The organism is Ruegeria sp. AA3 (assembly GCF_056542905.1).
Map to the genome: position 1 here is coordinate 1 of NZ_JBQGAQ010000019.1, position 11703 is coordinate 11703.

At 53.3% G+C, this 11703-nt stretch carries 9 protein-coding genes; 8 read left to right on the forward strand and 1 reads right to left on the reverse strand.

Annotation, left to right across the window (positions count from 1 at the left end; translation table 11 throughout):
* Nucleotides 1-327 precede the first annotated feature (327 nt).
* From ACR0JR_RS21135 to ACR0JR_RS21170, 8 genes are all read left to right on the forward strand, one after another.
* Entirely contained in the window at nt 328-1194 is an 867-nt protein-coding gene (locus ACR0JR_RS21135) for a hypothetical protein (RefSeq protein ID WP_480457994.1), read from the forward strand.
* Between the two features lie 234 nt (nt 1195-1428).
* Nucleotides 1429-1731, forward strand: coding sequence for a helix-turn-helix transcriptional regulator (locus ACR0JR_RS21140; protein ID WP_171186123.1), 303 nt, complete (start codon nt 1429-1431; stop codon nt 1729-1731).
* The gene (locus tag ACR0JR_RS21145) at nt 1724-2944 is read left to right on the forward strand and encodes a type II toxin-antitoxin system HipA family toxin (protein WP_480457996.1); all 1221 of its coding nucleotides are present in this window, start codon (nt 1724-1726) and stop codon (nt 2942-2944) included. Before ACR0JR_RS21140 ends, ACR0JR_RS21145 begins: the two co-directional genes overlap by 8 nt.
* A gap of 307 nt (nt 2945-3251) precedes the next feature.
* Nucleotides 3252-3449, forward strand: coding sequence for a hypothetical protein (locus tag ACR0JR_RS21150; RefSeq protein ID WP_480457998.1), 198 nt, complete (start codon nt 3252-3254; stop codon nt 3447-3449).
* 148 nt (nt 3450-3597) lie between these two features.
* Complete coding sequence (gene mads1, locus ACR0JR_RS21155) at nt 3598-3792, forward strand: methylation-associated defense system helix-turn-helix domain-containing protein MAD1 (protein WP_480458000.1); 195 nt, start codon at nt 3598-3600, stop codon at nt 3790-3792.
* Nucleotides 3789-5978, forward strand: a complete 2190-nt coding sequence (locus tag ACR0JR_RS21160; RefSeq protein ID WP_480458002.1) for a type I restriction-modification system subunit M — start codon at nt 3789-3791, stop codon at nt 5976-5978. Before mads1 ends, ACR0JR_RS21160 begins: the two co-directional genes overlap by 4 nt.
* A complete protein-coding gene (locus ACR0JR_RS21165; protein WP_480458003.1) occupies nt 5979-7202 on the forward strand; it encodes an AAA family ATPase in 1224 nt (407 codons plus the stop codon).
* A complete protein-coding gene (locus ACR0JR_RS21170) occupies nt 7192-10293 on the forward strand; it encodes an HsdR family type I site-specific deoxyribonuclease (RefSeq protein WP_480458005.1) in 3102 nt (1033 codons plus the stop codon). The genes ACR0JR_RS21165 and ACR0JR_RS21170 overlap by 11 nt, the downstream gene beginning before the upstream one ends.
* A gap of 18 nt (nt 10294-10311) precedes the next feature.
* On the opposite strand, the gene ACR0JR_RS21175 is transcribed toward ACR0JR_RS21170, so the two are convergent.
* Nucleotides 10312-11229 (reverse strand): GIY-YIG nuclease family protein, encoded by a 918-nt coding sequence (locus tag ACR0JR_RS21175; protein WP_480458007.1) that lies wholly within the window; start codon nt 11227-11229, stop codon nt 10312-10314.
* Nucleotides 11230-11703 lie beyond the last annotated feature (474 nt).

Consider the following 11703-nt stretch of genomic DNA (forward strand, 5'->3'; position numbering starts at 1 on the left):
GCCTCAAACACGGCAAGGAGTGATGTAAGTGATTGTTTTTAAATGGAGGCGAGTACCGGAATCGAACCGGTGTACACGGATTTGCAATCCGGAAAATTTTGTTGATTTCAAAGGGAAAAATTGTAAACGGACTTGTTTCGTTCAGGGTCACTTTTCAATAGGTTACGAGGCCCAAGTAAACGGCTTTTCACCGGCTTTTCCTATGGTGAAAAGGCAAAGAAAAACCGCTGAGGGGGCGGCCACCCACCTCAACGGCATAGAAGATTATTTCCGTCCGAATACCTACGGCATTTCCGGTCTGACCTCAACCCAATTGGCGGTGAGATCATGAGCTGGCGCATCGCAAATGAATGCGCCGAGCGCCGCTTTGGCAGCGCCGCGCGCAAGCAAATCATCATGTTCCTGGCAGACAAGGCGAGCGATGATGGCTCGGGCATCTGGTGCTCCAAGGGGACCATCCAGCGTCATACAGAGCTCAGCGAAAGCACGGTGAAGCGCACCATTATCGACTTCCTGCGGGAAGGCATTCTGATCGAGATAGGGCGGCGGCACTGCAAGAACGGCTACACGGTCATTTACCGCATCGTATTGGGGCGCGTGGCCGCGCTCGAACCCACGGCCGAGCCCGACATCGACACGGGGGTCACTGTGAACCCCGTCCAGCCTGAACCCGGTACGGGGTCCACGGTGAACGGGGTACGGGGTTCACGGTGGACCCCAAACCATCCTAAAACCATCCATAAACCACCTACGCGCAGGCGCGAGGCGGCGGAGGAGGAGGTTGAAGATCTTGAATCTGAGAAGATCTTGGCGGCCTATCCCGAGGACAGAATCCGAGACCGGCGGACCAGTCTGCGCCTGATCGCAGCGGCTGTGAAAGACGCGGTAGAGCCCGATGACCTGCTTCAGGCGGTCAAAGCCTATGCGAAGGAAAGTGAGGGCTTTACGCGCAGCAAGGTCTGCTTCTCAGACAACTGGTTCAAGATGCGGCGTTGGGAAAAGGGGCTGGCTCAGATACAGGCGGACCGTGAGAAGGCGCGAGAGGCCAAAGCCAAAGGGCGCGCCAGCCTCGTCGAGTGGATCCACGAGCGCCATCCTCTATGCCGCCACATCACAAACCGGCAGATCGAGGACTTGATCGCGTCGAAGCTGGTGACGCCCGAACAGGTGCGCGCTGCGGGGTTGCAGGCGTGACTTTCGAGCGAAGGGAACGCAATCGTTTCGTTCGAGCAGACGCGTTGTATGTGTGCGGTGAGGCAACCAGGCCATGTTTCGTAATGGCAACCTTAATGCTCCCAATGTTATGATGAGATAACATAAGCTGTGGTGCGAGCAGGGCGTTGGATCGTCAGGTTGAGTGGCGAAAATTGACATTAATGTTTTCTCAGGGTAACATATGGCGTCTTAGTGTCGCTTGGAGATATTATTATGGCTGTTCCGATCAAAATGCCCAGAGCGGCACGTAAAGAGCTCGTGACACTTGGGGAAAACATTCGTGTTGCGCGACTGCGCCGCAAGCTGACCGCTGAGATTGTTGCGCAGCGCGCTGGCACAACGCGGCAGACCATTGCCAAGATCGAAAGCGGGAACCCTGCAGTCAAGATCGGCACTTATGTGGCAGTACTGCAGGCGCTCGGCCTCTTGAAAGGTTGGGGGGATATCGACGATCCGGTTGGCGAGCAGATGGCCCTGGATGACCTCCCGCAGCGCGCGAGACTGAAAAATGGTTGAGGTCTGGATCGACTGGAAGGGGTTGAAACGGGTTGGCACGCTTCACCGCACAGCGGGGCGAGGCCGAGAGCGGGTATCCTTTACCTATCATGACGACTGGCTAGCCGACGAAAATGCCTTCGGGCTTTCGCCAAACATGCCTCTCGTTAAAGGGCAATTCGTGCCGGAAGCTGGGCAGGATATGCTTGCACCGCTTGGGGATTCTGCCCCTGATACCTGGGGTAGAACGGTCATGCGGCGCTATGAGGGGCGCATGGCAGAGGCCGAGGGACGACGTCCGAGAGTGCTGCAAGAAACCGACTACCTGCTTGGGGTGAATGACGAAACCCGTTTGGGTGCGCTGCGCTTCAGGGTTGATGGCGAGTTCCAAGCGCGCGAAGGCATTGGCGTGCCTGCCCTCGTGAGCCTCGGGGATTTGCTTCATGCGTCTCAGCGCGTTCTGCGCGGCGAAGAGACCACTGAGGACCTGAAAATGCTGTTTGCTCCGGGCAGTTCTCTGGGCGGCGCGCGGCCAAAGGCCAGCATCCTCGATCAACACGGCCGTCTTTCTGTCGCCAAGTTCCCAAAGGAGACGGACACCTATTGCGTGGAACGCTGGGAAGCCATTGCATTGGAGCTCGCAAGACGCGCCGGAATCACGGTTTCTGATCACACGCTTGAAATGGCTGGCGATAAGCCTGTTTTCTTGTCCCATCGGTTTGACCGGAACGACGACGGCAGGATCCCGTTCATCTCAGCCATGGCGATGCTGGGCGGCAAAGACGGCGAAAGCTACAGCTATTTGGATCTGGCAGACATTATCACCTCAGAAAGCGTCACACCCGATCAAGACCGCGAAGAGCTGTACCGGCGGGTCGCCTTCTCCATTCTCGTGACGAACCTCGATGATCATATGCGCAATCATGGATTTCTGCGTGGGCGGGGCGGATGGCACCTCTCACCAGCCTACGACATCAACCCCGTGCCGAACCAGCCGCGTGTGCTAAAGAGCTATGTCGACGATGACAACCCGGATGCCAGTATCGCCCTGCACCGCGCGCAACATGACTCCTATCTTCTCGAACGCGGCGAGGCAGATCGCATCATTGCCGAGGTGGCCGAAGCGACTATTGCTTGGCGTGATGTTGCCCGTGCCTTGGGGGCTCCGGAGCGAGAGATCAGGGAGATGGCAACAGCCTTCGAGCACGAGGAAGCGGATCTGGCGCGCGCGTGAACTGGGGCCGCTGTTGAATTGGATTGATCGAAAGCCGTTTGGCTGCAGCGAGATTTTGAGGTCCTTGGCCATTCTGATGCGTTACGACGTGGCAGTCGATTTTGGAGTGCAGAACTCAGATCCTCAACGCCGTGTTTCTGATTGCTGAACATAAGCGGGCAGCCGTAGCAGACGCGGTGCAAGCCCCGCTTCAACAAGAAAATTCCCCTGCGCCAGCGCATTCCTCGCGAGACAAGTTTCTCGCTGACAGCCCCTTGATGCCAGCTTTGGTCATGTTCATCGAAACACTCAAAGTGAGGATCAAAAGATGGCTACTCAAACTCTGAAACTGAACGTCAAATCCGGCGAAAAAGACGGCAAGAACTTCTGGGATCGCTGCGGCGTCCTCTTCGTCAACACCGACGACAGCGGCAAAATCACGTCGATCAACGTCAAACACAGCATGTTCCCCGATGTCGAAATGGTCGCCTTCCCTCGCCGCGATGAAGACCCGGTGACCGAATGACTTCAGCACCAGGGCGGGTTCTCCGCCCTGGAACGCAGCCCTGGAGCTGCTTCACGCTGAACTCGACGGCCTCTAGGAAGCCAAGCTTGCCGCTTCTCCTCCTTTCAACTAGTTTCAACCCATATCCCTCAGAGAGGACATTTTCGAGATGCCCAACGAAGACATTTTGACCGTGAAAGAGCTCGCTGAGTATCTCAAGATCGCTGAGAAAACGGCATATCGGTTCGCATCTGAGGGCAAGGTTCCCGGGTTCAAGGTGGGAAGCGCGTGGCGATTTCGCAAAAGCGAGATCGACCGCTGGATTACCGAGCAGGAACAAAAACAAGAAGGGGAGCAAAAATGACCGGGCAACAACAGGCTGAGGCATTGCGCAGAGAAATCTGGAGTATCGCAAACCGTGTACGTGGTGCTGTCGACGGCTGGGACTTCAAGCAATTTGTCCTGGGCGCTTTGTTCTATCGCTTCATCAGCGAAAACTTCACCAACTACATCGAAGGTGGGGACGACAGCATCAACTATGCGGGCATGTCCGACGCAGACATCCCCGATGAAGCCAAAGTCGACGCAGTCAAAACCAAGGGCTACTTCATCTACCCCAGCCAACTCTTTCAAAACGTGGTGAAAACCGCGAGCAAGAACGATAGCCTGAACACCGACCTGGCGGAGATTTTTTCGGCGATCGAGGCTTCTGCAAGTGGCTACCCGTCCGAGCAGGATATCAATGGTCTCTTCGCCGATTTCGACACCACCAGTAACCGCCTGGGCAGCACGGTCAAACAGAAGAACGAAAGGCTGGCTGAGGTCCTCAAAGGTGTGGCAGGCTTGCCGCTGAAATTCGAAGACAACAAGAACGACCTGTTCGGCGACGCCTATGAGTTCTTGATCTCGAACTACGCCGCCAACGCGGGCAAATCTGGCGGCGAGTTCTTCACGCCGACCCATGTGTCCAAACTCATCGCCAAACTCGCCATGCACAAGCAGACCAGCGTCAACAAGATCTATGATCCGGCGGCGGGGTCTGGCTCGCTGCTTTTGCAGGCCAAGGAAGAGTTTGAGAAACACATCATCGAAGACGGCTTCTTCGGGCAGGAAATCAACTACACCACCTACAACCTCGCGCGCATGAACATGTTCCTGCACAACATCAACTACGACAAGTTCAACATCCAGTACGGCAACACGCTGGAGGACCCGCACTTCCAGGACGACAAGCCCTTTGACGCCATCGTGTCGAACCCACCGTATTCGGTGAAATGGAAAGGCGCGGATGACCCGACGCTGATCAACGATGACCGCTTTGCCCCGGCAGGCGTGCTGGCCCCGAAGTCGAAGGCCGACTTTGCCTTTGTCCTTCATGCGCTGCACTACTTGTCGGCCAAGGGCCGGGCTGCGATCGTGTGCTTCCCTGGTATCTTTTACCGTGGCGGGGCAGAGCAGAAGATCCGCAAGTATCTCGTCGACAACAACTACATTGAAACGGTGATTGCCCTCGCGCCGAACCTGTTTTTCGGCACGACTATTGCAGTGAACATTCTCGTGTTGGCCAAGAACAAGACCGACACGGCTGTCCAGTTCATCGATGCGACAGGTGATGAGTTCTTCCGCAAAGGCGTGAACATAAACATTATGGAAGACCGACACATTGCCGAGATCATGAGGATGTTCGACAGCAAAGAGCACGTGGCTCACGTGGCCGAAACCGTCCCTCACGCCACGATTGTCGAGAAAGACTACAACCTGTCCGTCAGTGCTTACGTTGAGCCTAGGGATACCCGCGAGGTAGTCGAAATTGCCAAGCTTGATGCCGAACTGGAAGCCACCGTCGCGAAGATCGACCAGCTGCGTGAAGACATCGATGCCATTGTCGAGGGGGTTGAGCAATATCGCGAGCGGTTATTGAACTATGAAGGCAAAAACATCGAGCACTTACCGATGGGTGATGAGCGGGTGGGAACCTTTACGCGTGGCGGTGGGCTTCAAAAGAAAGACTTCGTGGAGTCTGGAGTAGGTTGTATTCACTACGGCCAGATTTACACCCACTACGGGACTTATGCCCGCACAACCAAAAGTTTTGTTTCAGAGGAGTTTGCCAAAAAAGCTCGTATGGCAAAGCCGGGCGACTTGGTGATCGCCACCACGAGCGAGAACGATGACGATGTCTGCAAAGCTGTCGCTTGGCTTGGTGATGACGATATCGCAGTCAGCAGTGACGCATGCTTCTATTCGCACAAATTAAACCCAATGTTTGTTGCCTATTTCTTCCAAACTGAGCAGTTTCAAAGGCAAAAAAGAGTTCATATTACAGGTGCAAAAGTCAGGCGCGTCAACGCCGATAGTCTGGCCAAGATCTTGATCCCTGTTCCCTCTCCCGAAGAGCAAGAGCACGTCGTCAACATCCTCGAAAGGTTCGAGGCGTTAACCACATCTCTTGGCGAGGGTCTGCCGCGAGAAATTAAATTGCGTCAGCAGCAATATGGATACTACCGCGACCTACTCTTGAGCTTTCCCAAATCTGACGGAGCTGAGTAGATGGAAGAGCAGAACGAAATTCCAGATCCACCAGAAGACAAACTAAAAGAAGTAGCTCAAAGCCTCGTCGATGCTGACAAGAAGGTGCAGCTTGTCTACGCCTTCAATGGCACCGGGAAGACCCGGTTGTCTCGTGCTGTCAAAGAGCACCCCTCTCTGGATTCTGAACAAGAAGAAGAGCTGGAGCTGACACAGCGCAAGTTCCTTTACTACAGCGCATTTACTGAGGACCTATTCGTCTGGGATAACGATACTGAAAATGATGAAGTCCGAAAAATTGACATTCAGCCCAATATTTTCACCGATTGGATTTTGAAATCTCAGGGTGATGAAAGGATCATCAAACACTTCCAGCGCTACACAGATGAACGGTTAACACCGGAATTTCCGCCAAAGACCGAGCAAATCACCAACAGCGAAGGCAGGCGGGAAAACATAACCACCTACCCAGAGGTCCACTTCTCGTTCAGGGGTGGCAGTGAACTCAAGCCCAATATCAAGATTTCAAAGGGTGAAGAGAGTAATTTTGTTTGGAGTGTCTTCCTGTCATTGCTGGAAGAAGCGGTTGAAATCCTGTTGGATGATCAAGACGAGAGTGACCGTTTCAAGGAGCTTGAGTATGTCTTCATTGACGACCCGGTCAGCTCGCTAGATGAAAATCACCTGATCGAGCTGGCCGTGGATTTGGCGACTTTGATCAAATCAGCAAAAGATACCGGCCTGAAATTCATCATCACCACCCATAACCCGCTATTTTACAACGTTTTGCACAACGAACTTTGCAATGACGACACTAGGTTGAGATGGCGGAACGCGCGAGCAAAAGCAGAAGCGTACTTATTGCAGAAGTATGAAGATGGGAGCTTTGACCTTTCGTCTCAAAACGATCGCCCATTCTCCTATCACTTGCACCTGCTATCAGAGGTGCAATCTGCCATCGGAAGCGGGAGCGTAAAGAAGTATCACTTCGGGTTCCTGCGAAATGTCTTGGAAAAGACAGCAACTTTCCTGGGGCATAAAAAATGGGAGCAATTGCTGCCGGTAACCACTGAGGGAAGGGTTAGTTCGCTGGCGTGGCGGCATTTGAACTTGGCCAGTCATTCCGCCCATAGCGGCGAAGAAACCGGTGAACTGAGCGCAACAGACCGAGACGAACTCAACAACATTGTCCAGCATATAATTGATCAGCACAAATTTAGGGATCTACGCCCCGATGACCAGTAAAACGACACCCATTGCAGAGACGCCCAATTACATCGTCCTCGACAAGTACACCAAGGAGTGGGACGCCGCCGATCGCTACCAGAGCGAAGACGATTTGGAGCGCGAATTGGTGCAGGATCTGGTCAATCAGGGCTATGAGTTCCAGCCTGCTCTGACGACTCCAGATGCCATGCTTGCCAATGTGCAGGTGCAGCTGGAACAGCTGAACAACGTCACGTTTTCAGATGATGAATGGAAGCGTTTTGTCGAGACCTACCTCGACAAGCCGAGCGACAGCATCGTCGACAAAACCCGTAAGATCCACGACGACTACATCCACGATTTTGTCTTTGACGACGACCGTGTCCAAAACATCTACCTCGTCGACAAGAAGAACATGGCCCGCAACAAGCTGCAGGTGATCAAGCAGTTTGAGCAAGTCGGCACACACGCCAATCGCTATGACGTGACGATCCTGGTCAACGGTTTGCCATTGGTGCAGATCGAGCTGAAAAAGCGCGGCGTTGCGATCCGCGAGGCGTTCAATCAGATTCACCGCTACAGCAAAGAGAGCTTCAATAGCGAGCATTCCCTGTTCAAGTTTCTGCAGCTCTTCGTGATCTCGAATGGCACCGACACCCGGTATTTCGCCAATACGACCAAGCGCAACAAGAATAGCTTCGACTTCACTATGAACTGGGCGAAAGCTGACAACGAGCTGATCAAAGATCTCAAGGACTTCACCGCGACCTTCCTTCAGAAGCGTACGCTGCTGAACGTTCTGTTGCAGTATTCTGTTTTCGATGTCAGCGACACTTTGCTGATCATGCGGCCTTACCAGATTGCGGCGACTGAACGCATCCTTTGGAAGATCAAAAGCTCATATGAAGCCAAAAACTGGAGGAAGCCTGAGGGCGGTGGTTTCATCTGGCACACCACAGGTTCCGGCAAAACGTTGACCAGTTTCAAGGCGGCACGGTTGGCAACCGAGCTGGATTTCATCGACAAAGTCTTCTTCGTCGTGGACCGTAAGGACCTCGACTACCAGACCATGAAGGAATACCAGAGGTTTTCCCCTGACAGTGTCAACGGTTCCGACAGCACGGCCGGGTTGAAGCGCAACTTAGGCAAGGACGATAACAAAATCATCGTCACGACGATCCAAAAGCTGAACAACCTGATGAAGTCAGAGGGTGACCTGCCGGTATATGACCAGCAGGTGGTCTTCATTTTCGATGAGTGTCATCGCAGCCAGTTTGGCGAGGCGCAGAAGAATCTGAAGAAGAAGTTCAAACGGTTTTACCAGTTTGGCTTTACCGGAACGCCGATCTTTCCTGAGAATGCGCTAGGGGCTGAAACGACCGCGGGGGTGTTTGGGCGCGAGCTGCATTCTTATGTGATCACCGATGCTATTCGCGACGAAAAGGTTCTGAAGTTCAAGGTCGACTACAATGATGTGCGTCCCCGGTTCAAAGCCATCGAGACTGAGCAAGACGAAAAGAAGCTCAGCGCTGCTGAAAACAAGCAAGCGCTACTTCATCCAGAACGTATTCGGGAAGTCTCTCAGTATATTCTGAACAACTTCCGTCAAAAAACCCACCGGATGCAAGCGGGTAGCAGTGGGTTCAATGCCATGTTTGCTGTCAGCAGTGTGGATGCCGCGAAGCTCTACTATGAAACCTTGAACGATCTGCAGGGGGGCAGTGAAAAGCCGCTGAAGATCGCCACGATCTTCTCGTTTGCGGCCAACGAACAGCAAGATGCGATCGGTGACATTCAAGACGAGAGCTTCGATGTGTCAGCGATGAATAGCAGCGCCAAGGAGTTCCTGAGTGCCGCAGTCAAAGATTACAATTCCTTTTTCAAAACGAACTTTGGTGTCGATAGCAATGGCTTTCAAAACTACTACCGCGATCTTGCCAGCCGGGTTCGCTCGAAAGAAATCGACTTACTGATTGTCGTCGGCATGTTCCTTACAGGCTTTGACGCGCCAACGCTAAACACCTTGTTTGTCGACAAAAACCTTCGCTTCCATGGCTTGATGCAGGCGTTTTCCAGAACCAACCGGATTTACGATGCGACCAAGACCTTCGGCAATATCGTGGCGTTCAGGGACCTTGAGCAAGCGACCGTTGATGCGATCACGCTGTTCGGTGACAAGAACACAAAGAACGTCGTGCTTGAGAAGAGCTACGACGAGTACATGAATGGTTTCGTTGATCAGGAAACCGGCGCGGCGCGACGCGGGTTCATTGATGTTGTGAAGGAGTTGACCGAGCGCTTTCCAAAGCCAGACGAGATTGTCAAAGAAGTAGATAAAAAGGAGTTTGCGAAGCTCTTTGGTGAGTATCTGAGAGTTGAGAATGTGCTCAGAAATTACGACGAGTTTTCAGCATTGAAAGCCTACCAGGGCCTAGATTTAGCAGATGCCGCTGCCGTTGAGGAGTTCAAGCAAAAGCACTATTTGCGCGACGAGGACCTACGCGACCTGGAGGCAATAGAACTGCCTTCAGACCGAGCAGTTCAAGACTACAGATCAACATACAACGACATTCGCGATTGGCTGCGCCGGGAAAAGTCTTCGGCGGAGCAAGAACAAAGCAACATCGAGTGGGATGATGTCGTTTTCGAAGTGGACCTTCTGAAATCGCAGGAAATCAACCTCGACTACATCCTCGAGCTCATCTTTGAGAAAAACAAAAAAGTGAAGAGCAAAGGGGATCTGATTGAGGATGCTCGCCGCGTCATTCGCGGTAGCCTTGGAAATCGAGCCAAAGAGAGCCTGATTGTGGACTTTATCAACCAGACTGATCTTGATCAGATTGATGATAAGGCAGGCGTGATCGATGCATTTTTCTCTTTTGCTCAGGCAGAGCAGCGCAAAGAGGTAGAAGAGCTTATCAGATCGGAAGATCTAAATTCTGATGCAGCAAGGCGCTATATTTCTGCTTCCATAAAACGCGAATTTGCAAGTGAAAACGGTGCTGACCTCAATGCCATACTCCCCAAAATGAGCCCGCTAAATCCGCAGTTTCGGACCAAGAAGACGACGGTCTTCGAGAAGATTGCAGCTTTTGTCGAAAAATTCAAAGGTGTTGGTGGGCAGGTCTAACCAAGACGTTGGGGTGCTCTACGATGGCTGTTTTGCTTCTGCTTGTTGCCAGTCGTGATACGTCTGCTTCGATCCCTTGACCTTCCACTCCAGGCGTCCGTTGCTGTTTCGGTCCAGGACGACAGCAGCGGCGGCTGAAGGACTGTTGAATGACCAAGGTTTCGTGAAGCGGAGTTTTTGATTGCCGTCGGCGACCAGAGTGCCGTCGGATATGAGCTTTTCCTTCAAGCTGCCATAGCTTTGTTGGACATAGCCGGTCTCGGTGAGCGCCTCAGACCCTTCCAGTATAACAAATTCACCATCTTCCTCGACAGCGGTCGCTTTGACACCGCTCTTGTGGCGGATCTCAAACTGCACTTCACCTGCGGTTCGTTCGTCGACTGGCTTCGCTGTCTGTGTCACCGCGCGCGGTTGTGGCTTGAGCATATCCAGGCCGATTACGGGCAGGATGATCCGCAGGTTCGATAGAAACTGCTCCATATTGGCTACGTCGGCCTCGGGCAATCGCCGCCTGCTGGTGTCCGGCTGCGTGCCATTGTCCAACGTGACGCGGCCTGCTTGGGCCGCTTGTTCAATGAGCCGCGCCTCCAGGTATTCCGCGTGCCCTTTGGAAAGGTCATCGTCACTTGTCGTGATGGTGATAGCCGTTTCCCAGAAATCTCTTTTGATCGCGCTTTGCTTGATCCTCTCAGCTACGGAATTTCCGGAGCCAATATAGGTGCGGGTTGCACCGGCTTTTTCGGGATCAGGACCCGATAGGATATAGATACCGGTCCTATCAACTTCTTCACGAGTGGTCAGGTCGCCGAAAGCTGAAGCGCCGCTTACAAAAAGCAAACCTGTCCAACCATGGATTGTCGCTTTTCGCAGCCCAGTTGGCTTTCCGTCGACGAGAAAAAGCTGGATTGTTCGACCGAATGAACCCTCTGCTTGCACGATTTTTCCCCTGAAAACATGATTCTAATAATTTCTTGTACAGCACACTTTAACCACGAAATTACATGATTGTCGTCCCGTCGGGACGGCTTTTGCAAACGGACTGCACCGGAGCTCAACGGGCTGTTGGCCCGCTCACCCCGATCCAGACATCATTCATTTTGTTTGGTCCGCCCAACATCCCTGACCGTGGCGGTCAACCTTAGTCCATCCCCAAAATCAGCCACCAATTTCCCCTGTCTCGCAGGCGAGCCATTCCTCGCGCGGCAAATTGGCGTCTGATTTTGGCGCAGACATTTTCTTCGCAAATGTGGCCGATTGACAGCCCCGTTCAGGGCCGTGGGTCGGGCTTTGCCCTCTCCCACTCTGTTCCGCCGAATACATGCGTATTCGGTCAGATCAGGTGGCCGAGGCGCAGCCCATCGGCGGAAGGGGGCGCGAAGCCTCACCCGCGTCACTTTGATCGAGGAGGCC

Excerpts from the sequence above, each read along its gene's own strand:
- ACR0JR_RS21170 (WP_480458005.1), top strand. The coding sequence starts at position 7,192 with ATGACCAGTAAAACGACACCCATTGCAGAGACGCCCAATTACATCGTC.
- ACR0JR_RS21140 (WP_171186123.1), top strand. The coding sequence starts at position 1,429 with ATGGCTGTTCCGATCAAAATGCCCAGAGCGGCACGTAAAGAGCTCGTG.
- ACR0JR_RS21165 (WP_480458003.1), top strand. The coding sequence starts at position 5,979 with ATGGAAGAGCAGAACGAAATTCCAGATCCACCAGAAGACAAACTAAAA.
- ACR0JR_RS21150 (WP_480457998.1), top strand. The coding sequence starts at position 3,252 with ATGGCTACTCAAACTCTGAAACTGAACGTCAAATCCGGCGAAAAAGAC.
- ACR0JR_RS21160 (WP_480458002.1), top strand. The coding sequence starts at position 3,789 with ATGACCGGGCAACAACAGGCTGAGGCATTGCGCAGAGAAATCTGGAGT.
- ACR0JR_RS21145 (WP_480457996.1), top strand. The coding sequence starts at position 1,724 with ATGGTTGAGGTCTGGATCGACTGGAAGGGGTTGAAACGGGTTGGCACG.
- mads1 (WP_480458000.1), top strand. The coding sequence starts at position 3,598 with ATGCCCAACGAAGACATTTTGACCGTGAAAGAGCTCGCTGAGTATCTC.
- ACR0JR_RS21135 (WP_480457994.1), top strand. The coding sequence starts at position 328 with ATGAGCTGGCGCATCGCAAATGAATGCGCCGAGCGCCGCTTTGGCAGC.